At 61.3% G+C, this 23,047-nt stretch carries 22 protein-coding genes and 1 tRNA gene; 17 read left to right on the top strand and 6 right to left on the bottom strand.

What is annotated here, in order from left to right; genetic code table 11:
* Positions 1-95 precede the first annotated feature (95 nt).
* A complete protein-coding gene (locus NKI79_RS11220) occupies positions 96-725 on the top strand; it encodes an invasion associated locus B family protein (RefSeq protein ID WP_254817231.1) in 630 nt (209 codons plus the stop codon).
* Positions 726-845: 120 nt separating this feature from the next.
* On the opposite strand, the gene hspQ is transcribed toward NKI79_RS11220, so the two are convergent.
* Positions 846-1,169, bottom strand: a complete 324-nt coding sequence (hspQ, locus tag NKI79_RS11215) for a heat shock protein HspQ (RefSeq protein ID WP_023675043.1) — start codon at positions 1,167-1,169, stop codon at positions 846-848.
* Positions 1,170-1,390: 221 nt separating this feature from the next.
* Positions 1,391-2,599 carry a UbiH/UbiF family hydroxylase gene (locus NKI79_RS11210; RefSeq protein ID WP_352801565.1) on the bottom strand — a complete coding sequence of 403 codons (1,209 nt, stop codon included), beginning with the start codon at positions 2,597-2,599 and terminating at the stop codon, positions 1,391-1,393.
* Positions 2,600-2,702: 103 nt separating this feature from the next.
* On the opposite strand from NKI79_RS11210, the gene NKI79_RS11205 reads away from it, so the two are divergent.
* The 8 genes from NKI79_RS11205 (at position 2,703) to NKI79_RS11170 (ending at position 10,924) form a co-directional block, all read left to right on the top strand.
* Positions 2,703-3,599, top strand: a complete 897-nt coding sequence (locus NKI79_RS11205; RefSeq protein WP_254817229.1) for a DUF2182 domain-containing protein — start codon at positions 2,703-2,705, stop codon at positions 3,597-3,599.
* A 13-nt stretch (positions 3,600-3,612) separates the two neighbouring features.
* Complete coding sequence (locus tag NKI79_RS11200) at positions 3,613-4,227, top strand: DUF1326 domain-containing protein (RefSeq protein ID WP_352801563.1); 615 nt, start codon at positions 3,613-3,615, stop codon at positions 4,225-4,227.
* A complete protein-coding gene (gene pcsA / locus NKI79_RS11195) occupies positions 4,224-5,039 on the top strand; it encodes a phosphatidylcholine synthase (protein WP_254817227.1) in 816 nt (271 codons plus the stop codon). The genes NKI79_RS11200 and pcsA overlap by 4 nt, the downstream gene beginning before the upstream one ends.
* An 18-nt stretch (positions 5,040-5,057) precedes the next feature.
* Complete coding sequence (locus tag NKI79_RS11190; protein ID WP_352801561.1) at positions 5,058-6,035, top strand: quinone oxidoreductase family protein; 978 nt, start codon at positions 5,058-5,060, stop codon at positions 6,033-6,035.
* Between the two features lie 152 nt (positions 6,036-6,187).
* Positions 6,188-7,780 (top strand): ABC transporter ATP-binding protein, encoded by a 1,593-nt coding sequence (locus tag NKI79_RS11185; protein ID WP_502909807.1) that lies wholly within the window; start codon positions 6,188-6,190, stop codon positions 7,778-7,780.
* Positions 7,777-8,889, top strand: coding sequence for an ABC transporter permease (locus tag NKI79_RS11180; RefSeq protein WP_352801557.1), 1,113 nt, complete (start codon positions 7,777-7,779; stop codon positions 8,887-8,889). Before NKI79_RS11185 ends, NKI79_RS11180 begins: the two co-directional genes overlap by 4 nt.
* Entirely contained in the window at positions 8,889-9,809 is a 921-nt protein-coding gene (locus NKI79_RS11175) for an ABC transporter permease (protein WP_352801555.1), read from the top strand. The genes NKI79_RS11180 and NKI79_RS11175 overlap by 1 nt, the downstream gene beginning before the upstream one ends.
* Positions 9,810-9,856: 47 nt before the next feature.
* Positions 9,857-10,924, top strand: a complete 1,068-nt coding sequence (locus NKI79_RS11170; RefSeq protein WP_352801553.1) for a BMP family ABC transporter substrate-binding protein — start codon at positions 9,857-9,859, stop codon at positions 10,922-10,924.
* Positions 10,925-10,989: 65 nt separating this feature from the next.
* On the opposite strand, the gene rimO is transcribed toward NKI79_RS11170, so the two are convergent.
* From rimO to NKI79_RS11150, 4 genes are all read right to left on the bottom strand, one after another.
* On the bottom strand, positions 10,990-12,303 hold the full coding sequence (gene rimO, locus NKI79_RS11165) for a 30S ribosomal protein S12 methylthiotransferase RimO (protein WP_352801551.1): 1,314 nt from the start codon (positions 12,301-12,303) through the stop codon (positions 10,990-10,992).
* Positions 12,304-12,455: 152 nt separating this feature from the next.
* On the bottom strand, positions 12,456-13,115 hold the full coding sequence (locus NKI79_RS11160) for a TerC family protein (protein ID WP_254817220.1): 660 nt from the start codon (positions 13,113-13,115) through the stop codon (positions 12,456-12,458).
* Between the two features lie 171 nt (positions 13,116-13,286).
* A complete protein-coding gene (locus NKI79_RS11155) occupies positions 13,287-13,694 on the bottom strand; it encodes a DUF930 domain-containing protein (RefSeq protein WP_352801549.1) in 408 nt (135 codons plus the stop codon).
* Positions 13,695-13,790: 96 nt separating this feature from the next.
* Positions 13,791-13,880: transfer RNA gene (locus tag NKI79_RS11150), tRNA-Ser, on the bottom strand.
* A 445-nt stretch (positions 13,881-14,325) separates the two neighbouring features.
* On the opposite strand from NKI79_RS11150, the gene NKI79_RS11145 reads away from it, so the two are divergent.
* The 8 genes from NKI79_RS11145 to NKI79_RS11110 all read left to right on the top strand — a co-directional run bounded on the left by NKI79_RS11145 (position 14,326) and on the right by NKI79_RS11110 (position 22,937).
* The gene (locus NKI79_RS11145; RefSeq protein WP_352507395.1) at positions 14,326-15,072 is read left to right on the top strand and encodes a hypothetical protein; all 747 of its coding nucleotides are present in this window, start codon (positions 14,326-14,328) and stop codon (positions 15,070-15,072) included.
* A 272-nt stretch (positions 15,073-15,344) separates the two neighbouring features.
* The gene (locus NKI79_RS11140; protein ID WP_352801547.1) at positions 15,345-16,568 is read left to right on the top strand and encodes a septal ring lytic transglycosylase RlpA family protein; all 1,224 of its coding nucleotides are present in this window, start codon (positions 15,345-15,347) and stop codon (positions 16,566-16,568) included.
* Positions 16,569-16,669: 101 nt separating this feature from the next.
* On the top strand, positions 16,670-17,833 hold the full coding sequence (locus NKI79_RS11135; RefSeq protein WP_352801545.1) for a D-alanyl-D-alanine carboxypeptidase family protein: 1,164 nt from the start codon (positions 16,670-16,672) through the stop codon (positions 17,831-17,833).
* A gap of 64 nt (positions 17,834-17,897) precedes the next feature.
* Complete coding sequence (gene tmk / locus NKI79_RS11130; protein WP_254817215.1) at positions 17,898-18,572, top strand: dTMP kinase; 675 nt, start codon at positions 17,898-17,900, stop codon at positions 18,570-18,572.
* Positions 18,569-19,624 carry a DNA polymerase III subunit delta' gene (locus tag NKI79_RS11125; RefSeq protein ID WP_254817214.1) on the top strand — a complete coding sequence of 352 codons (1,056 nt, stop codon included), beginning with the start codon at positions 18,569-18,571 and terminating at the stop codon, positions 19,622-19,624. Before tmk ends, NKI79_RS11125 begins: the two co-directional genes overlap by 4 nt.
* Positions 19,625-19,744: 120 nt before the next feature.
* On the top strand, positions 19,745-21,331 hold the full coding sequence (gene metG, locus NKI79_RS11120) for a methionine--tRNA ligase (RefSeq protein ID WP_352801818.1): 1,587 nt from the start codon (positions 19,745-19,747) through the stop codon (positions 21,329-21,331).
* Positions 21,331-22,122, top strand: coding sequence for a TatD family hydrolase (locus NKI79_RS11115; protein ID WP_254817212.1), 792 nt, complete (start codon positions 21,331-21,333; stop codon positions 22,120-22,122). Before metG ends, NKI79_RS11115 begins: the two co-directional genes overlap by 1 nt.
* Positions 22,119-22,937, top strand: a complete 819-nt coding sequence (locus NKI79_RS11110) for an MBL fold metallo-hydrolase (protein ID WP_352801542.1) — start codon at positions 22,119-22,121, stop codon at positions 22,935-22,937. Before NKI79_RS11115 ends, NKI79_RS11110 begins: the two co-directional genes overlap by 4 nt.
* Positions 22,938-23,047: the final 110 nt, after the last annotated feature.

Raw genomic sequence — 23,047 nt, 5'->3', positions numbered from 1 at the left:
CGAAGTCATTCTGTTGCCTCATTTCGGCAACAGGTAGCTGGACCACACGGCATGAAAAAAGCCGGTCCCGGGATCATTTGAGAGGAATGCACGACATGACGAGCCTGAACAGCAACGCGTACCGCCTGTCGGTCATGGCCGCTGGCGTGGCCGGCATTCTGGGCGCCGGCATTCCCGCTGCTGTCGCGCAGCAGCAACAGCAGATTCCGCAAGGCTGGTTCAAGGCCTGCACCAAGCAGGAAGATGTCGACATTTGCAATGTCCAGAACATCACCACCGCCGGTAATGGTCAGCTCATCACCGGCGTCAGCCTGATCGAATTGAAGGGCAAGGTGAACCGCAAGGTGTTCCAGGTGACGGTTCCGACTGGCCGTCTGGTTCCTCCCGGCATCGGCCTCCAGATCGACGCCGGCAAGGCGCAGAAGCTCGAGTACGTGATCTGTTTCCCGGATCGCTGCGTGGCGGAAGTGCCGCTGACCGATCAGCTCGTCGCGTCCTTCAAGAAAGGTTCGAACCTGACGCTGACCTCGGTCAATTTCCAGAACCAGCCGAACCCGATCAAGATCGCGCTGACCGGCTTCAGCGGCGCCTTCGACGGCCCGCCGCTGCAGCAGTCGGACATCGAGGACCGACAGAAGAAGCTCCAGGAGTTCGTCGCCAAGAACAATCAGGATTTTGCCAAGAAGCTCAAGGAAGAGCAGGAAAAGGCGAAGGCCGCCAACTGATCGACGGGTTTTCGAACAAAACAAAAGCGGGGTTCATGCCCCGCTTTTTTATTGAATCGGCTGATTATCGGGTCAAGACTTGTCTCAAGCCTGTCCGAGCCCAGCCAGATCCCGACTAAGTCAATGTCTCAATTGGTGCTTCGGCTCGTAGCGCCCGTCCGGCTTCTTGTCGAACATTTCACCAATCTGCGGATGCCGAACCGGTTCGCCCGACCGGTCCTCGAGTAAATTCTGCTCGGACACATAGGCGATGTATTCCGTCTCCGAATTCTCGGCGAGCAGATGATAGAAGGGCTGGTCCTTGCGCGGCCGCACGTCAGCGGGGATCGCCTCGTACCATTCGTCGGTATTGGCGAATTGCGGATCGACGTCGAAAATGACGCCGCGGAACGGAAACAGCCGGTGGCGAACCACCTGTCCGATCGAGAATTTGGCTGTTTTCATCGCACTCACCACTTGAACTTCTTGAACGCCACGCATCCTGGAACACGCAAGGAAACGCTCCAGAATTTTAGATTCTTACACACCGGTCAGGCAAAGATCGGCCCAGGCCTCACGGTCGACATCGTCATTATTTGGCGCAGACGCCGCGTCAATTCAATCCCGATCAGCTTGATGCCGGGTTGAGCATCACAAGATGCGGATCAAGGGCGGCGCCACGATCGCTATCGCGCAGCCGCTTTTCGCAGTCCGCCAAAAAACGCCGCAAAACCGCTGCCGGGTTGAAGACCCTCGCGCATGAAAAACGCCCGCAACGGCGCAAACCCCTCAAGCGCGCCAAGACCAGCGCTGCGCATCAGCTGGGCCGGCAGCATGTCGGAAAGCAACGACATGTTCAGCAGGTTGACCGCGCTGCTGCGCGCCAGAATGTCCGGCCGCCGCTTAAAATCATAGGCTGCAAGCGCCTGGGCGGCGCCCGGGTCCGAGCGGTTTCTGCTTGCGGTACCAATCAGGTCGTCAATGTCCCGGATGCCGAGATTAAGGCCTTGCGCGCCGATTGGGGGAAACACGTGGGCGGCTTCACCGACAAGTGCCACGCGGCGATGCGCAAACCGCCACGGGCTCACCGCTGAAAGTGGGTAGACCTGCCGGCCGGGCTCAACCGACACGCGGCCCAGCATCGATTGCATCCGCTGTTCGACCCGCGTCGAAAGCTCGGCCTCGTCGAGTGCTGCAAGATCCTTGGCGATTTCGGGTTCGAGCACCCAGACAAGGCTGGACCGGTTGCCGGGCAGGGGAACCTGTGTGAACGGACCGGTCTCGGTGTGGAATTCGGTCGAGGTGAATGCATGGTCGCTGCGGTGACCGAAATTGAGCACCAGCGCCGCCTGCGGAAAGGATCGGACCGAGGTCCGGATGCCGGCTGCCTCGCGGGCCGGCGATTGACGGCCATCGGCGGCAACTGCCAACGATGCCTCGATCTCGCTACCGTCGGCGAGAACGGCATGTGCATGGTCGGCATCGAGGCGCCATGCCTCCACCATCGACTTTCGCCATTCGATGCCCGAATGCGCGACAGCCTCGGCTAGCGTGCGGTTGAGAACGCTGTTGGGCAAGTTCAGCCCGAATTGCTCTTCGTTGATCTCGCTGGCGCGAAAGGTCACTGTCGGGCTGCGGATCAGCCGCTTGGTTGCGTCAACGATACGCATCACCTTGAGCGGCGCTGCGTGCGGCCTGATTCCGTCGAAGATCCCTAGCCGTTCGAACATCTTTAGGGCAGGGTTCATCAAGGCTGTCGTCCGGCCGTCGGGGCCGGCAGCGTCGGGTCCGACGAGCGTCACGGGAAAGCCCGCCTCGGCAAAGCCAAGCGCCGCGATCAGCCCCGCAGGGCCGCTGCCGGCGACCAGTATCCGTGCTGTTTCCCGATGGTTCAAATTCGGCTTCCGGATTGCGAGGTGAGGCCTGTCCGACCTGCTGGTCCATATACGTCAGGTGATGCGGCTTGATCAACGCGGCGATTCGGCCCATTCGGTTGCCATGACCGGCCAACAAGACGATTTCAGCCACCTCGACGGTACCGGCCGCGCGATGGCGAGCGTTGCGCGCAGCCCTCGACTGACCGTGAGCGTTGTTGCCGGCATGGGCATCGCCCTTGCCTGGCTCCTTCTCGGCGTAATGGCAGTTCGGGGGGCGGCAAGCCGGCTCCCGGGCGCTGATGTACCGGGCGACGCCGTGCTGGAATACCTGCCGCTACTGCCGTTGCCGGATTTCCTTGCGCGTTTCTTCGCCCTCTGCCTTGCGCCGGCGCCGCTTCGCGCAAGCCTAGGCGCGCAAGGCGGGGCACTCACCGCGATGTGGCTGTTGATGGCCATCGCGACCATGCTGCCCTCCGCGGCGCCGATGATCCGCACCTATTGCGAGATCGCGGATACCGCCCGGATCAAGAGGGAGCCGGCCGTCCATCCGCTGATCCTGGTCGCTGGATATTTGAGCGTCTGGCTTGTCGCCTCGGCAATGTTCGCTGCCCTGACGCTCGCAATCCATGCATTCGCCTCATCCGGGCAGATGCTCGATCCACTGGTTGGAATTGCCGGGGCAGCCGCGCTGTCGATCGCTGGTCTCTATCAGTTCAGCTCGCTGAAGGAAGTCTGTCTGGACAAGTGCAGAAATCCGTTCTCGGTCCTGTTCGCCAACTGGAGCGCCAGGCCCATTCGTATTTTGCGGCTAGGCATGAAGCAGGGCCTGTGGTGCCTTGGATGCTGCTGGGCTCTAATGCTGGTAATGTTTGCCGTCGGTGTGATGAACGTGTTCTGGATGGCGCTGATCGGCTTGTTCAGCCTGGTCGAAAAACAGACGGCAGGCAATCTGCCGACGCGGCTGGCCGGTGCGATACTGCTTGTCTGGGCAGCAGCGCTACTAGTAGTCTCGACATGAGGGGGACAATTCGATGACAGACCAAAGCTGGGCAATGAAGGGAGAACTCGTCCTCTCCTGCAATTGCACGGTTTTTTGCCCTTGCGTTCTGTCGCTCGGCAACCATTCGCCTACGGAAGGCTATTGCCAAACCTGGGCGGGGTTCCGTATCGATGCCGGCCATTTCGGCGAGGTCGACCTGTCCGGTCTCAATCTTGGGCTGATCATGGAAATCCCCGGCTATATGAGCCGCGGCAACTGGACGGCCGGCCTTTTCATCGACAAGCGCGCCTCCGTTTACGCTGTGAAGGGACTGACGAAGATAGTCACCGGCAGGGCCGGTGGAACCACATCGCTGCTTTCCATCCTGGTCGGACAGTTCCTCGGCGTCGAGCAGGTGCCGATCACCTATGAGACGCGTGAGAAAACACGCATCTTCCAGATACCGAAGCTCATCGATGGTGCGGTGACGCCGATCACCGGCAAGGATCGCGACAAGGATACGGTCATCAGCAATTCGGAATACTGGATTGCGCCGGAAATCATCGTCGCCAAATCCGACAAGAGCAAAATGCGGGCCTTTGGCCGCAACTGGAACTTTGCCGGCCGTTCGGCCGAAATCTGCAAGCTGGACTGGCGGGGCCCGTGAGCAAGAAGACGACGGCCAGGAAAATCGCCGACCGGATTCCGCGGCCGAAGAAGAAAGTCACCTGGCCGCAGGCGCGGGCGTTCTCGGTCCATCTCTTGACCGCGTCGGGCTCATTCCTGGCGTTTCTGTCGCTGGTGGCAGCAAGCGAGCAGCGCTGGACGGCGATGTTCTGGTGGCTGGGGCTGGCGCTTTTCGTCGACGGCATCGACGGGCCGATCGCCAGGAAGCTCGACGTCAAGGAAATCCTGCCGACATGGTCGGGCGAACTGCTCGACAACATCATCGACTACGTGACCTACGTGTTGATTCCGGCCTTCGCGCTCTATCAGCGCGGCTTCATGGGCGAGCGCCTGTCGTTCCTGTCTGCGGCGATAATCGTGGTGTCGAGCGCGATCTACTATGCCGATACCGGCATGAAGACGAAGGAGAATTTCTTCAAAGGCTTTCCGGTCGTCTGGAACATGGTGGTGTTCACGCTGTTCGTCATCGAACCAGGACAATGGGTTTCCTTCGCCGTGGTCGTGGTGGCCGGCATTCTCACCTTCGTGCCGATCAATTTCATCCATCCGGTGCGGGTGAAGCGGCTGCGGCGCGTCAATCTCGGCATGACGCTGCTTTGGTGCGCTTTCGGCGCGCTGGCGCTGGCGCAGGCCGCACTTGCCTCCTTCTACGACCAGATCGGCGTGCTGGGCGAGCAGGTCAGCGACTTCATCAAGATCGGGATCACGGTCACCGGGCTTTACCTCGCCTGCATCGGCGCTATCATGCAGTTCTTTCCAAATCTCGGCGCCAAGCCGGACAAGAAAGCCTGATCCCAAGAGAGCCTGAAAATGTCCAAAGCGATCCGCATCCATGCCCATGGCGGCCCGGAGGTCCTGACCTATGAGGATGCCGATCCCGGGCAGCCAGGCTCGGGACAGATCCTGGTCAAGCACAGCGCGATCGGTCTCAATTTCATCGACGTCTATTATCGCTCGGGCCTTTATCCGCCGCAGGGCGGATTTCCGCTGATCCCCGGCGGTGAGGCGGCCGGCGTGGTCTTTAAGGTCGGCTCGGATGTCGACTGGCTCAAACCCGGCGATCGCGTCGCCTATGCCGTGACCACCGGCGCCTATGCCGAGCAGCGCGTGATCGCTGCCGACCGCGTGGTGAAGGTGCCGGACGGCATCAGCGACGAACAGGCCGCAGCCATGATGCTAAAGGGCATGACGGCCGAGTATCTGTTGCGCCGTACATTCAAGGTGAAAGCCGGCGACACGATCCTGTTTCATGCGGCGGCCGGCGGTGTCGGGCTGATCCTCGGTCAATGGGCCAAGCATCTCGGCGCGACGGTGATCGGCACCGCGAGTTCAACCGACAAGATCGAACTCGCCAAGGCGCATGGCTTCGACCACGTGATCAACTATCGCGAACAGGATTTCGTCGCCGGCGTTGCCGCTATCACCAGTGGCAAGAAATGCGACGTCGTCTATGATTCGGTCGGCAACGACACGTTTCCAGCCTCGCTCGATTGCCTGCGGCCGCTCGGCACGTTCGTCAGCTTCGGTCAATCGTCTGGGCCGATCCCGCCCTTCAGCATCTCGTTGCTGGCGCAGAAGGGCTCGCTGTTCGCAACGCGGCCGACGCTGTTCGTCTACAATGCCAGGCGCGAAGACCTCGAGGCTTCCGCCGCCGCATTGTTCGACGTGGTGCTCAGCGGCGCCGTCAAGATCAAGATCAACCAGCGTTACGCGCTCAGCGAGGCCGGCAAGGCGCATTCCGATCTCGAAGGGCGCAGGACCACCGGGACAACGATACTTATCCCTTGAGCGCCCGCAGTTTCGGCCCGCCGACGCCGCCGTTCTTGCGAACTGCTCTTTACCGCTTGAGTTTCCGCTGAAATTCTTGAAGCTCTTTCAAGTCGTGAGGCGCTTACCGTAGAGAGCAGGGCGCGCATACGATGCTTGCGGGAACACAGAACATGTCTGGCAAACCAGATGGAGGCACCGTGAGTGCAGATCAGGACGGCGCAAACCTGCTTGAGGTTCGCGGCCTCACAAAGATATTCGGCACGCTGACAGCCTGCGACCATGTCGATCTCAACATCGCCAAGGGCGAGATCCATGCGTTGCTTGGCGAGAACGGCGCCGGCAAGTCGACGCTGGTGAAAATGCTTTTTGGATCGCTGGAACCGAATTCTGGCGAGATTTTCTGGAATGGCCAGGCGGTCAGGATCACCAGCCCAGGCACCGCAAAAAAGCTCGGCATCGGCATGGTTTTCCAGCATTTTTCCCTGTTCGAAGCGCTGACGGCGGCGGAGAACATCGCGCTGTCGCTGGATGACGGCTCGCCGATCAGCACGATCGCGGCCAAGGCGAGGGCGCTCTCCTACAGTTACGGCCTGCCTCTCGACCCGCTATCGCTGGTCGGTGATCTGTCGGTCGGCGAGCGTCAGCGGATCGAAATCATCCGCTGCCTGCTGCAGACGCCGCAACTCATCATCCTCGACGAGCCGACTTCGGTGCTGACGCCGCAGGAAGCCGATAAGCTGTTCGAAACGCTCGAACGGTTGCGTTCGGAAGGAAAGTCCATCCTCTACATTTCGCACCGGCTGGAAGAAGTCAAACGCACCTGCGACCGCGCCACCGTGCTGCGTCACGGCAAGGTGGTCGGCCATTGCAATCCGCGCCAGGAAACCGCGTCTTCGTTGGCGCGGATGATGGTCGGCAACGAGGTCCAGGCCGTGGTGCGGGCGCCGGCCGAGGGTATCGAGACCGCGCCGGTGCTGCTTCAAATCCGCGAACTCACCCGCAAGCCGGCGACCCCGTTCTCGATCCCGCTCAGGAACATCAATCTTGAAGTCCGCGCCGGCGAGGTGATCGGCATTGCCGGTGTGGCCGGCAACGGCCAGGGTGAATTCTTCGAATCCGTTTCCGGCGAGGTGCTGCAGGAGGATACCGGCTCGGTCCGCATCCGCGGCAAGGATGCCGGCGGCCTCGCCATCACCGGCCGGCGCCTGATGGGCGCTGCCTTCGTTCCGGAAGAGCGGCTCGGCCACGGCGCAGCACCGCGCATGAAGCTTTCGGAAAACCTGCTTCTGTCGCGCCACGCCACCGACGGCAAGATGTTTGTCGGCGCCGGTGGAATGGTCAAGAGCGATGCGATCTATACCGCTGCTCAACGCATCATAAAGGCAATGGACGTGCGCAAGAGCGCGCCGGACCCAGAGGCTGCGGCCCTTTCGGGCGGCAATCTGCAGAAATTCATCGTCGGCCGCGAACTCGACCGCCGGCCAAGCGTCTTGGTGGTCAATCAGCCGACCTGGGGGGTCGACGCGGGTGCGGCGGCCCACATCCGCCAGGCGCTGATCGAACTGGCGCGCAGCGGCTCGGCGGTGCTGGTGATCAGCCAGGACCTCGACGAGCTGTTCGAGATTTCCGATGCGATCACGGTCATGCACAATGGCGAACTGTCGAAGCCGCTGCCGATAGCTGAAGCGACATTCGAGAAAATCGGGCTGCTGATGGGCGGCGCCGAACCCGGTCATGCCGAACATACGCTGGAGACGGCTTGATGCGCCTCGAACTTGTAAAACGCCCGCAGCGCTCGATGCTGTTTTCGGCACTCTCGCCTTTCATCGCTTTCGTTTTGACGATCATAGCCGGTGCCATCATGTTCGCGCTGCTCGGCGTCAACCCGTTGACTGCGTTCCGCATCTACTTCATCGAACCGATCAGCCAGGTCTGGCAGTTGCATGAGCTGGCGATCAAGGCTGCCCCCCTGATCCTGATCGCGGTCGGACTGTCGGTCTGCTACAAAGCCAACATCTGGAACATCGGCGCCGAAGGCCAGTTCATCCTGGGCGGCATTGTCGGCTCGATCTTCCCTGTGCTGTTTCCGCAGTTCGAAGGCCCTTTGGTGCTGCCGCTGATGCTTCTTTTCGGCATGGTCGGTGGGGCTGCCTATGCTGCAATCCCGGCACTGCTGAAGACGCGCTTCAACACCAACGAGATCCTGACCAGCCTGATGCTGGTCTATGTCGCCCAGCTCTTCCTCGATTGGCTCGTACGCGGGCCGTGGCGCGATCCGCAGGGCCACGGTTTCCCGCAAACCATCCAGTTCAACGACTCGGCCATACTGCCGGAACTCCTCCCGGAATCCGGCCGGGCAAACTGGGGATTTGTCTTCGCGCTGGTCGCGGCGATACTGATCTGGATCCTGATGAGCCGTATGCTGAAAGGCTTCGAGGTCCGCGTGCTCGGTTCAAGCCCGAGGGCAGGGCGCTTCGCCGGGTTTGGCCTTAACCGCATGGTCTTCTTTGCCTTCCTGCTGTCGGGCGCACTGGCCGGACTTGCCGGGATTTCGGAGGTCTCGGGAGCCATCGGACAATTGCAGCCGGTGATCTCGCCCGGCTACGGATTTACCGCTATCATCGTGGCATTCCTCGGCCGGCTCAATCCGCTCGGCATCGTCGCCGCAGGCCTTGTGCTGGCGCTGACCTATCTGGGCGGCGAGGCAGTGCAAAGCGCGCTCGGCATATCCGACAAGGTGGCGCGCGTGTTCCAGGGCATGCTTTTGTTCTTCGTGCTCGGCTGCGACACGCTCATCCATTACCGCATTCGCCTGACCGGCTTTTCCGCGCCGAAGCTCGAGGCAGCGCCGAAGCTGGAGGGAGCCCGCTGATGGACATCACCGTCAACATCCTCTTGACCATCGCGACGGCGGCGACGCCGCTGCTGATCGCGGCGATCGGCGAACTGGTGGTCGAACGTTCGGGTGTGCTCAATCTCGGCGTCGAAGGAATGATGATCATGGGTGCCGTCGGTGGTTTCGGCGCCGGCTATCTCACCGGCTCGCCTTGGATAGGGCTGTTGGCGGCAATCACCATGGGGGCAGTGTTCTCGCTTCTGTTCGCCGTCATGACGCTGTCGCTGGCCACCAATCAGGTGGCAACCGGCCTGTCGCTGACACTGCTCGGCCTCGGGCTTTCCGGCATGATGGGGACGAATTTTGTCGGCCAGCCTGGCGAGAGGCTGCCAAACCTCGACATTCCCGGCCTGACCGCAATCCCGGTCGTCGGCAGGCTGCTGTTCGGCCAGGATCCAATCTTCTACATCTCGATCGCGCTTACCGCTGCCGTGATGTGGTTCCTGTTCAAGACCCGCACCGGGCTCACGCTGCGCTCGATCGGCGACAGCCATGCATCCGCCCATGCGCTTGGTATCCATGTCATCCGCTACCGTTATCTCTCAGTGATTTTCGGCGGCGCTTGTGCCGGGCTCGCCGGCGGCCACCTATCGCTGGTCTACACGCCGCAATGGGTGGAGAACATGACCGCCGGCCGCGGCTGGATCGCGCTGGCTCTGGTCGTCTTCGCTTCCTGGCGGCCGTGGCGGGTGCTGGCCGGCGCCTATATTTTCGGCGCGGTCTGGATTGGCCAGCTTCATGCACAGGCATTCGGCATTCCGGTCCCCTCGCAACTGCTTTCTTCGCTGCCCTATCTGGCAACCGTCGTGGTTCTCGTTCTAATCTCGCGCAACAAGCGTTTGACGATGATGAACACGCCGGCCTCCTTGGGCCAGCCATTCGTTCCGGATCGTTGACAACAAAAAGACGGAAGCTCCAAGGCTTAACTCAGAGAGGTAACAAAATGAAAAAACTGCTTATTGCCGTGCTGGCGACGACGGCCGCATTGTCGCTGGCGGCCTCAGCCGAGGCGGCGGACAAGCTGAAGGCATGCTGGGTCTATACCGGCCCGATCGGCGATTTCGGCTACTCCTACCAGCACGACCAGGGCCGGCTCGAGGTGGAAAAGGCACTCGGCGACAAGGTCGAGACTGCCTATCTCGAAAACGTCTCCGAAGGCCCCGATGCCGACCGCGCCTTCGAGCGCCTGGCGCGCGAGGGGTGCAAGATCATTTTCGGCACATCCTTCGGCTTCATGGACCCGGAAGTGAAGATCGCCAAAAAATTCCCCAAGGTGATGTTCGAGCACGCCACTGGCTACAAGACCGCCAAAAATCTCGGCATCTACAATGCGCGTTTCTATGAAGGCCGCTACGTACTTGGTCAGATCGCCGCCAAGCAATCGAAGTCGGGTGTCGCCGGCTACATCGTTTCTTTCCCGATCCCGGAAGTGGTGATGGGTATTAATTCCTTCATGCTAGGCGCACAGTCGATCAATCCGAACTTCAAAGCCAAAATCGTCTGGGTGAACTCCTGGTTCGATCCGGGCAAAGAAGCCGACGCCGCCAAGGCATTGTTCGACCAAGGCGCCGACATCATCGTCCAGCACACCGACTCGACCGCTGCGTTGCAGGTGGCGGAGGAGCGCAAGCTGCACGGCTTCGGCCAGTCCTCCGATATGATCAAGTTCGCACCGCACGCGCAGCTGACCGCACTGACCGACGAATGGGGCCCGTACTACATCAGCCGGGTCCAGGCGGCACTCGACGGCACCTGGAAGCCCGACAATGTATGGCTCGGCATCAAGGACGGCGCCGTCAAGCTGGCGCCGTTCACCAACATGCCCGACGACGTCAAGGCGATGGCCGAAGCCACCACCAAGAAGATCGCCGACGGCTGGAACCCCTTTACCGGGCCGATCGCCAAGCAGGACGGCACACCTTGGCTGAAGGAGGGCGAGGTCGCCGACGACGCCACGTTGCTCGGCATGAATTTCTACGTGAAGGGCGTCGACGACAAGCTGCCGCAGTAGGCAACCGGAAGCACACCGAACGAAAGAGCGCCGCGAGGCGCCCTTTCATTTCGGACTGAGTGATCTCAGACCGCCGAGCCGTAGAGGTCGTAAGCGTCGGCGCGATCGATCTTGACCGTGACGATGTCGCCGGCGCGCAAGGGCCGCCGCGACTGGATATGGACCGAGCCGTCGATTTCAGGCGCATCGTATTTGGTCCGGCCCTTGGCCGAATTGCCATGCGCCTCGTCGATCAGGACCGGCAGTCGCTTGCCGATTTTCCTGGTGAGCTGCGTTGCCGAAATCTTCTGCTGGCGCTGCATGAAGCGGTGCCAGCGGGCTTCCTTGATCTCCTGCGGCACCTGCTCGAGGCCGAGCTCGTTGGAGCGCGCGCCTCTGACCGGCTCGTATTTGAAACAGCCGGCGCGGTCGATCTTCGCCTCGTCCAGCCAGTCGAGCAGCATCTCGAAATCGTCGTCCGTCTCGCCGGGGAAGCCGACGATGAAGGTGGAGCGGATGGCAAGGTCCGGGCAGACGTCGCGCCAGCTGCGAATGCGCTCGAGCGTCTTTTCGCCATGAGCGGGCCGGCGCATGTTCTTCAGCACCTGCGACGAGGCATGCTGGAACGGAATGTCGAGATAGGGAAGAATCTTGCCTTCGGCCATCAGGGGGATGACGTCTGCGACATGCGGGTAGGGATAGACATAGTGCATACGCACCCAGACACCGAGCTTGCCCAGTTCTTCCGATAGATCGAGGAACTTCGCCCGCACTTCGCGGTCGCCGAACATGCTGGTCTGGTATTTGATGTCGATGCCGTAGGCGCTGGTATCCTGCGAGATGACGAGGATCTCCTTGACCCCGGCCTTGGCCAGCTTCTCGGCTTCGCGCAACACGTCGGCGGCCGGCCGCGATACGAGGTCGCCACGCAGCGCCGGAATGATGCAGAAGGTGCAGCGGTTATTGCAGCCTTCCGAAATCTTGAGATACGCATAGTGGCGCGGTGTAAGCTTGACCCCTTGCGGCGGCAAAAGGTCAATGTAGGGACCGTGGCTCGGCGGTGCTGCCTCATGCACAGCCGCCATAACGCTTTCATAGGCTTGTGGGCCAGTGATGGCGAGGACGTTGGGGTGTCTTTCACGAATGACGTCCGGCTCGGCGCCGAGGCAGCCGGTAACGATAACCCTGCCGTTCTCCGAAAGTGCCGAGCCGATAGCGTTGAGCGATTCGTCGCGGGCCGAATCGAGAAAGCCACAGGTGTTGACGACGACAAGGTCGGCACCGTCGTGCTTGCGAGCGATCTCGTAGCCTTCGGCGCGCAGGCGGGTGATAATGCGCTCCGAATCCACAAGGGCTTTCGGGCATCCAAGGCTGACGAAACTGACGCGAGGGGCGGACATCTAAGCTTTTCCGGATTTTCAGGATTGGCGGCGGAGTATCACAGTTGTCGCGGCATTGGTATGGGCAGCGGCTGCGGCGAAACGCAACCGCCAGCATCACCGAGGGCTCGCCGAAGCTAAAAGGACGGCCGATACGAATTCGAGTCGATGCGTCAACTCACCGCACTGCTGACATGCGGCAAGACTTCCACCGCGCCTCGATAGATCATATCGAGTGCGACATAGAAGATGATCAAAAGGCCGATATAGGCGATCCAGCGATGGCGGTGCAGCAGCTTGGCGATGAAGCTCGCGGCAAGGCCCATCAGCGCGATCGACAGGACGAGGCCTATCACCAGCACCTGGAAATGATCGCGCGCCGCGCCGGCGACCGCCAGTACGTTGTCGAGCGACATCGACACGTCGGCGATGACGATCTGCAATGCCGCCTGACCCAAGGTCTTCTTACGCGCCTTGCCGGCCACCATATCATCGCTGTTGATATCGGAATTGGACAGCGCTTCGGTCGCCTCCACCTCGTCGGCATGCGACGTGCGCAGCTCGCGATACATCTTCCAGCACACCCACAGCAGCAAGATGCCGCCGGCCAGCAGCAGGCCGACAATCTGCAGCAGGGTGACGGTGATCGCGGCAAAACCGATGCGCAGCACCGTCGCCGCCACCACGCCGATGAGAATCGCTCTCTTGCGCTGCTCGACCGGCAAGCCCGCTGCGGCCAGGCCGATGACGATGGCGTTATCGCCTGCAAGCACGAGGTCGATGGCGATGACCTGGAGCAGGGCAGAGAAGCCCGCGGCAGTGAAAATTTCCATCGACTGGAAGTCCCTTGCTGGTTGGCCGACCGTTCGCGTCGAATGCCTCGAGGGCCTAACGTGTATGGTTCCCGCACGTCAAGGGACTGGTTGGAACAAGGTCGGCAATATACAGAGTTTACGACGATCGGCCCGAAACACCTGCAAAATGCGGCCACAGGTCGCGAATGCCTAGTTATAGAGATTGTATTTGGGCCAGTCGCTTTCCGGAATTTCATCACCGATCCGGTAGCGGAGCTGCAGGACTTCCATATGGTCCGGCGCTGTCTCGCATTTGAATTTCAGCCGGTACCATTGTCCTTTGCTGCGAAACGCAGCACCCGGGCTCCTGATCGCATCGGCGCCCATTTCGGGCGTCGCAAAAGCGTAGGCGACGACACGATCGGCTTTGTATTTGTGGTCGTCGCGGGTAATCCGGTCGAGAATTTCGGCGTCGCATCGCTGCTCCAGCCGGGTTTGCGGATCGAGTTTCAGCAGGCCGGCGCGCAATGCGCTGTCCATCGCGCTGGCCGGCCAAGGCAGCGCCATCCATGCGAGGAGCGCAAAAAATAACCTATTCATGGGCGGGAGAAGCACCATATTTCGGCGCAAAAATCAATCCGATCGGGGGCTCGCTCGCGTCCCGGTCATCTCGATGCAAGCCCGGGAGATTGCTTTCGGGATAAAGAGCGTCACTGGCGGAGGGAGTGGGATTCGAACCCACGGTGGGCTTGCACCCACGCCGGTTTTCAAGACCGGTGCCTTAAACCGCTCGGCCATCCCTCCAGGGTGATTTTTCAATCACTTAGGATATCGCGAGAGGAGCGGGTTCGAGCTGTCGGTACCGGATTGGCACCAGGACGGTCCCCGATCGGTTCGCGCTCCATTCCTGTAAAGCCGCATTCAACGCCAAGTCAACCGTGGCGGCCGCACCTTTCGGCGCGATCCAGGACGGTGAGCAGCGTCATGGCGAGCTGTTTGTGCTGAGTGTGGAAAATCGTTTTTAAAACCCGCACGGACTATTAATCGTTGCGCGCTGATATGTTGGGCGCATTAGGCACATGTAAGTAAAATCGTCTTCTGGAGTTGAATTTTGGCCGTACTTGGCGCTCTCCGGCCCGGTCTTCGCTGTAGACCAATTCGCGAAACCGACTGGGAGGGAGTGGTTGATTGTCTGTGCAGGGGCTTTCCGGCGCGTAACCGAAGTTACTGGATCCGGGCTCTGACCCGTTTGTCGAAGCGGCCTGCGGTTGCCGAGTTCCCACAATATGGCTTTGCTTTGGAGCATGCCGATCGGATCGTCGGCGTTGTGCTCACCCTTTATGCGCGCTACCAGGGGTCGGAGAGCGAGGAAATCCGCTGCAATCTTTCGAGCTGGTCAGTCGACGCAGAATTCCGTTCCTATGGCGCCATGTTGGTTGCGGCGGTTCTCAAGCGGAAGGACGTGACCTACACGAACATTTCGCCGGCGCAAGCGACATTGAAAGCCAACCGGGCGCTCGGCTTTCGGCTCTTCTCCAGCGGACAATTTACCTTCTTGCCGGCTTTAAGTTCGGCGCCGCGGTCATGTCGCGTGGTCGAAGTGCGTCCCGATCTTCCGGAACTGGCGATGCTGTCCGAGAGTGAGAGATACATACTCTCGGAACACGCCGCGCTGGGGTGCCTGTCGCTGATCTGCATCTGCGACGGAGCAGCGTTCCCCCTGGTGTTGATGCCGCGCCGAATGTTGCACGGTCTTATCCGGTGCCATCAGGTCATCTATTGCCGCTCGCTCGCGGATTTGAGCCGCTGCGCCGGTGCCATGGGGCGCTTTCTCTTGCGAAGCGGAATCCTGGTTTGCTTTGTCGACGCCAAGGAGCCGATTCCAGGTTTGGTGGGATGGTACCGCCCCAACAAGGGGCTGAAATACTTCAAGGGTCCCAGACCACCCACACCTGGAGATCTGACGTTCACCGAGCTCGTGATCTTCGGTCCCTGAGTCTGCGCTCGCAGACACGCCAGGCGAGGTTCAAAGCCCGCCACGAACGGCGTTTTGCTGATCTAAGCGATGACTTCATCCCGACCGGCGAGACGGTCCGCGCCACAATCTCGCCCGGTTCCGACCACAATCGGTTAATACGGTGATAAACAATTCCTGCGCACAAAAAGCATTGGGGTAGGGCGTTGCCGGCGTTTCTGGAGTGGGTGCTTTGGCATCGCTGACGTTTATGCTGCGGTGCCTTCGTCGATGCTATAGGGGACAATCAAAATATGCAGACCACGGCGCGCCCGCGTCTTCGTCGCGCTTTCGCTTTCGCGCTGTTGGCCTTGTCGGCAGCGTTTCTTGCGGCATGTGCCGCGCCGCAGCAAAAGGCGATGGTCAACAAGAAACCTCGCTCCAAGGAATATTTTTCCGAAGCCGAATATGGCGTGAAAGCCAGCCCGCGCGTGATGTTCAAGACGTCTCGGGGGCGCGACCAGCTCGGCAAGCCCTATCAGGTGCGCGGCAAGTGGTATTATCCGAAGGAAGACAAACGTTACGCCAAGGTTGGCCTAGCGTCCTGGTATGGTGAGGCGTTCCACGGCCGGTTGACCGCCAATGGCGAAGTCTACGACATGGCAGATCTGACGGCGGCGCATCCGACTATGCCGCTCCCGAGCTATGCGCGGGTCACCAACATGAAGACCGGCAGCTCGGTGATCGTGCGCGTCAACGATCGCGGACCCTATCATGATGGACGCATCATCGATGTGTCGAAGCGCGCTGCTGAAATGCTCGATTATGCCAATATCGGTACGGCCGAGGTGAAGGTCGAATATGTCGGCCGTGCGCCGCTCGAAGGCAATGACGGGCAGTATCTTATGGCTTCGTATCGTCCAGGCAACAGGGCGCCGGATCCGTCGGACGGTCTGCCCAGCGGTGTCATGGTCGCCATGAATGGGCCGTCGCCAAGCCTGGCGGTGAGCGCTGCAGCCGTGCCGTTCCCCGGTCAGCTGACGAATACCGGGCAGGGATCCGATGCAGGGCCTGTCATAGCGGTGCAAGCGTCTGCTTCGGGAGACATTGTACTGCCCGATTTCGGCCCGATCGTGCCGGAGCGTCCGGAGATCAACCTGCCGGCGCAATCTCCATTCACCATGGCGTCGCTGTCTTACGCCGACGAGCGCGTGCAGCGCGCCTCCAACGCGTTTGCCGAGCTGGACGACACCGGCATGTCGCCCGCCGAGCTTCTTCAATCGTGGAAGCGGCAAGCTCCTCCAACCCGGTCGCCCACGGACTATGTCGCGGCGGGTTCGTTCGAGGATGCCGCCGAAGCCGAGCAGGTGGCGACCCAGCTTTCCAGCTTCGGCAAGACCGAAATCCAGCGCTCGGAACTTGAAGGCAAGGACTGGTACTCGGTCAACCTCTATGCCGACGGCCGTGGCAGCCTGGACGAGATGCTGCAGGCAGCGTGGTCGCATGGTGCGCCGGATGCGCTTGCTGTACGCGACTGAGCTCGGGGTTGCCTGGTTTTTTCGTGCGCGATTGATCCGCCAGGCAAAAGCCTGATAGCTTCTGCCAACGTGCAAGAGCGCCGGCTCACTGGTCGAATCTGATGAAATTTTTTCGCCCTTTCACTGGGCTTATAGCGCTCGGCCTGCTGCTGCTGCTCTCGCTTGCGCCGGCCTCGGCACAGCTTTTCGAGACCAAGGCCGCGCAGGCCTTCATGATCGATGCCGAAACCGGAACCGTGCTGTTTTCCAAGGACGCCGACAGGTTGATCCCGCCGGCCTCGTTGGCCAAGCTGATGACGATGGAAGTGGTCTTCAACGCCATCAAATCGGGGCGCATGACGCTCGACGACACCTTCGTGGTGAGCGAAAACGCCTGGCGCAAGGGCGGCGCTCCTTCGGGGACATCGACTATGTTCGCGAAACTCAAGTCGACGATCCGGCTTGAAGACCTGATCCAGGGCGTGACCGTGCAGGCGGCCAATGACGGCTGTATCGTCATCGCTGAAGGAATCGCGGGGTCCGAGGCAAACTTCGCGGCGCAGATGACCGAGCGTGCCCGCCAGATCGGCTTGCAGAAATCGACCTTCGTCAACTCCACCGGTCTGCCGGCAGATGGGCAGCAAACGAGCGTTCGCGAACTCGCACTTCTGGCGCTGCATATCTGGCGCAACTACCCGGATCTCTACCGCTATTACGGCCAGAAGGATTTTACCTGGAACAAGATTTCCCAGAGAAACCGCAATCCGCTGCTGGCCATGGATATAGGCGCAGACGGGCTCGCGGTCGGCGCCAGCGAGCAATCCGGGTTCGGCATTGTCGGCTCGGCCAGCCACAACGGCACAAGGGTGATCGCGGCGATGAGCGGCCTGGCAAACGACCGCGAGCGTGCTGAGGAAGCGCGAAAGCTGCTCGACTGGGGCGTTCGCTCCTTCGAGAAGACTGAAATATTCGCCAAGGACGAAGTGGTTGGCGAAGCCCAGGTCTTTGGCGGCGCGAAGTCCGGAGTCGCGTTAAAGGCAAAAGGACCGGTGCAGATCTTCCTGCCAATCACCAACCGCGACAAGCTCACCGCCCGGATCGTCTATGACGGACCGGTTGCCGCGCCGGTGGAGGAGGGGCAGCCGGTCGGTACGCTGCGCGTCTGGATCGGCGATACTCTGAGCCAGGAGACGCCGCTGTTCGCCGCCGAGTCGATCGGTGTCGGTTCGCTGCCGCAGCGCGCGCTCGACGCCGCCAAGGAACTGGCCGTCGGCTGGCTGCGTTAGCACCGTCGCGGTGGACCTTTTTTCCCGCCGGGACTATACGGTCCCCGAAGTATGGACAAAGGCTTTGGCGCGCGGATTTTTCATCACTTTTGAAGGCGGCGAAGGAGCAGGCAAGTCGACGCAGATCGAGCGGCTGGCAAAGAAGATGCGCGCCAAGAAATACGATGTGCTGGTGACGCGTGAGCCGGGTGGCTCGCCGGGCGCGGAGGCGGTCAGGCATGTCCTGCTTTCAGGCGCAGCCGAGCCGTTCGGCCCCAAGATGGAAGCGTTGCTTTTCGCCGCTGCTCGATCCGACCATGTCGAACAGGTCATCCGGCCGGCGGTCGAGCGCGGTTCGGTCGTGCTTTGCGATCGTTTCATGGATTCTTCGCGCGTCTACCAGGGCGTCACCGGGGGCCTCGACCCGGCATTCATGGACGCATTGGAGAAGGTCGCCATCAACGGCATGGTGCCGGACATGACGCTGATATTCGATATCGACCCCGCCGAGGGCCTGAGGCGCGCTACCGCCCGGCGGGGGAGCAGTGACGGACCGGACCGCTTCGAGAAGGAAACATTGGCCATCCACCAACGCCGGCGCGAGGCGTTTCTCGCGATCGCCGCAGCTGAACCCGAACGCTGCGTCGTCGTCGATGCGTCAGCCGACCTCGACACTGTGGAGGATGTCGTTACCGCCATCGTCTTCGCGGCTCTCGAGAGGATGATGCCGGCGCAAAGAAGGCAGGCGGCGCCGGTATGATTTTCGAACGCATCGCGCCGGAACAGCACGATACGCTGGACGGGGTGCCCGAGCCATCCGAGACGCCGCGTCTTGTCGGTCACCCGCAGGCGGCCAACATGCTCGCCACCGCTTACCGCTCGGGAAAGCTGCCGCACGCACTGATCTTTGCCGGACCGGTGGGCATAGGCAAAGCGACGCTGGCCTTTCATCTGGCGCATCATCTGTTGAAGCACCCGGCCTTCGAGCAGGCGCCGGAACGGCTTGCCGTTCCAGATCCGGCTTCGTCGCTGTTTCGCCAGATCGCCACCGGGGCACATCCTTCGGTTCTGCATCTTACACGCCCCGCGAACGACAAGACCAAGAGCTTCAAGACAGTGGTCACGGTCGACGAGATCCGCAAGGTCAGTCGTTTTCTGTCGCTGACCTCGCACGACGGCAGCTACCGGGTGGTTATCGTCGATCCCGCCGACGACATGAACACCAATGCTGCCAATGCCTTGCTGAAGAATCTTGAAGAGCCACCCGCGCGCACCTTGTTCATCCTCATCGTCCATGCGCCGGGCAGTTTGCTGCCGACGATCCGGTCGCGCTGCCAGATGGTGCGATTGGCCCCGCTCGATGCCAAGAGCTTGATGGCGGTTCTGGATGGCATCGAGCCCCCGCCACCGGAGGATCCTGCGGCGCGCGCGGCGCTGGCGGAGCGGGCAGGGGGCAGCGCGCGCAACGCGATCCTGTTGACGCAGTATGGCGGGCTTGAAATCGCCGCCACCCTCGATGCCCTGGTGATGTCCAAAAAGATGGATGTCGCAGGCGCCTACCGTCTTGCCGAGGCGGTCGCCGGCCGCGACCAGGCAATCCCGTTCGAGATATTCAATCGCCGCGCGCTCGACCTGCTGTCGGCCGGCGCCAGCCAGGCCGCGCTCGCCGGCGATCTCGCGCGGGCCAAAACGCTGTCGGATACTTGGCACGAGGCTTTGAACGCTATATCTGAAACCGAGACCTACAATCTCGACAAAAAGCAGCACGCCCTGACCATGATCGACCGCCTGAATTCTGCAATGCGAATGTGACGGCCGCTGGCGTGGCTTTGAAGCCCCTGAGCATTGATCCCAATCAATCGCAGGAACTTCGAAGCCACCACATTGGCGTCGGATGGCAATTGCCGTTTCGATGCGATATCTCACCGCGACATCTTTCATTCAGACATTCATGACGGCTCATCCATGTCACGCGAAAAATACTACGTCACGACGCCGATCTTCTATCCGAACGGAAAGCCGCATATCGGCCATGCCTACAATGTGATCGCCAGCGACACGCTTGCCCGCTTCCAGCGGCTCGACGGCAAGGACGTCTTCTTCGTCTCGGGGACCGACGAGCACGGCTTGAAGATGCAGCAGACGGCGGACGCCGAAGGCCTGACGCCGAAGGCGCTTGCCGATCGCAATTCGGCGATCTTCCGTTCGATGCTCGAAGCGACCGGCTGCTCGAACGACGTTTTTATCCGAACGACCGAGGAGCGGCACTACAAGGCCTGCCAGGCGATCTGGACACGCATGGCTGAGAATAGCGACATTTACCTCGACCGCTACAGCGGCTGGTATTCGGTGCGGCAGGAAGCCTATTTCGACGAGGCCGAAACCAAGGTCGGCGACGACGGCGTGCGCCGCGAACCGCTCGGCTCGCCTGTCGAATGGACCGAAGAAGAAAGCTACTTCTTTCGGCTTTCCGCCTATCAGGACAGGCTGCTCGCACTGTACGAGAACAGCCCCGAATTCGTCGGGCCGGCGGAGCGGCGCAATGAAATCGTCAGCTTCGTCAAATCCGGCCTCAGGGATCTGTCCATCTCGCGGACCACGTTTAACTGGGGCGTGCCGGTCCCCGGCGACGACAAGCATGTGATGTATGTCTGGGTCGATGCACTGACCAACTACATCACCGCCGCCGGTTATCCCGATCCGGCCAGCGAGAGATGGTCTTTCTGGCCGGCAAACGTCCATGTCATCGGCAAGGATATCGTGCGCTTTCACGCGGTCTACTGGCCGGCTTTCCTGATGTCGGCTGGCATCGAATTGCCGAAGCGCGTGTTCGCGCATGGTTTTCTGTTCAACCGCGGCGAGAAAATGTCGAAGTCGGTCGGCAACGTCATCGACCCGTTCGCCATGATTGAGCACTACGGTCTCGACCAGGTGCGCTATTTCTTCCTGCGAGAAGTGCCGTTCGGTCAGGACGGTAGCTACAGCCATGATGCGATCGTCAACCGCACCAATGCCGACCTTGCCAACGATCTCGGCAATCTGGCGCAGCGCTCGCTGTCGATGATCGCCAAGAACTGCGGCGGCGTGGTGCCGAAGCGTGGCGAATTGAGCGACGCCGACCAGGCGATCCTCGATCAGGCAGATGCCGCCCTTGTCACGGCGCGCAGGACGATGGCCGACCAGGGCATCCATTTGGCGCTGGCGGCGATCTTTGGCGTGGTGGCCGAAGCCAACCGCTATTTCGCTGGGCAGGAGCCATGGGCGCTGAAGAAGACCGATCCGGCACGCATGGAAACGGTGCTGTGGACGACGGCTGAGGTGATCCGGCGTGTCGGATTGCTGTGCCAGCCCTTCATTCCAGGCTCGGCGGCAAAGCTGCTCGATCTTTTGGCAGTGCCGGCGGACAGCCGCGACTTCGCGCATGTCGCCGAACGTCATGCGCTGGTGTCCGGTACGGCACTGCCGGCGCCGGAACCAGTATTTCCTCGCTATGTCGAGCAAACGGATACAAGCGCCTGATGCTGGTCGACAGTCACTGCCATCTCGACTTTCCGGATTTCGCCGAAGAGCGGGCGACCATCGTCGCCCGCGCCCTCGCGGCCGGCGTCGGCCGTATGGTGACGATCTCGACGAGGGTGAGGCGATTTAGCCAAGTGCTTGAGATTGCAGAGACTTTCGATGAGGTCTATTGCTCGGTGGGCACCCATCCGCACAATGCGGCGGAAGAGCTTGACGTCACTGTCGATGATCTGGTGCGGCTCTCTGCTCATCGCAAAGTGGTGGCGATCGGCGAGGCCGGGCTCGACTATTTCTACGATCATGCGCCGCGCGACGCACAGGCTCAGGGCTTTCGCACCCACATCGCCGCGGCGCGCGTGACCGGTCTGCCGCTGGTCATCCATTCGCGCGACGCCGACGACGACATGGCTGACATCCTCGAAGAAGAAACAGGGAAGGGCGCCTTCCCCTTCATCCTGCACTGTTTTTCGTCTGGGCGCAGGCTAGCCGAGATCGGTGTTGCGCTCGGCGGCTACGTTTCGTTTTCCGGTATCCTGACCTTCAAGAACTCCGCCGAGCTGCGCGCCGTCGCCGCCGATGTGCCGCGCGACCGTCTGCTGGTCGAAACCGACGCGCCATACCTTGCGCCGATTCCGTTTCGCGGCAAGCGCAATGAGCCCGCCTATGTTGCGCATACAGCCAAGGTGCTGGCCGAGACGATCGGCTTCAGCGAGGCCGAAATCGCTGATATCACCACGGATAATTTCTTCCGGCTGTTCAGGAAAATGCCGCGCCGGGCGCCTGACGTATGAGCGACCGGTTACGTCTTACCGTCCTCGGCTGCGGCTCATCGCCGGGTACGCCACGCATCACCGGCGATTGGGGCAATTGCGATCCCGCGAACCCCCGGAACCGGCGCACGCGCACCGCAGCGCTCGTCGAGCGGATCGCGGCGAATGGCGTCCGGACCACAGTCGTCATCGACACCGGCCCGGATTTCCGCGAGCAGATGCTGCTGGCATCGGTCAGGCGCATCGATGCGGTGGTCTACACACATCCGCATGCCGACCATATCCACGGCATCGACGATTTGCGCGGCTTCGTACTGGAGCAGCGCCACCGGATCGACATCCATGCCGATCAGGCCACCATGCTGCGCTTACGCGAGGCGTTCCGCTACTGTTTCGAAACACCGAAAGGCAGTTCGTATCCGCCGATCGTCAACGCCCATATCATCGACCACGACAGGCCGGTGGTGATCGAGGGCGAGGGCGGCGCCCTCACCCTAGAACCGCTGCTGCAGCTTCATGGCGACATCACCTCGCTGGGTTTCCGCATCGGCGGGCTGGCTTATTGCCCTGATGTCAGCGACTTTCCGGACGCGACCGCCGAGCGCTTGCGCGGGTTGGACGTGCTGGTCATCGACGCGCTGCAATACACCGTCCATCCGAGCCATCTGTCGCTTGGCCAGGCGCTTGGCTGGATCGAAAGACTGGCGCCGAAGAACGCGGTGCTGACGCATATGCATGTGCCACTCGACTACGCCACGGTAATGGCCGAGACGCCGGCCAACGTCGAGCCTGCTTATGACGGCATGACGATCGAAATCCCTTACGAATCAGCGTGAAGGACCAAGTTTTTACGGCTGGGTTTCTGAGTGGGATCTCGCAAGGTGCGTGAACCAATTCTCGCTCTAAAGCCGGCCCAGCGGCTCGCTGGTGCCACTTCCACGCCACA

It is taken from the genome of Mesorhizobium sp. M0340, from assembly GCF_040321535.1.
In the GTDB taxonomy this organism is placed as follows: domain Bacteria; phylum Pseudomonadota; class Alphaproteobacteria; order Rhizobiales; family Rhizobiaceae; genus Mesorhizobium.
This window is presented reverse-complemented; position numbering and strand designations above follow the sequence as displayed.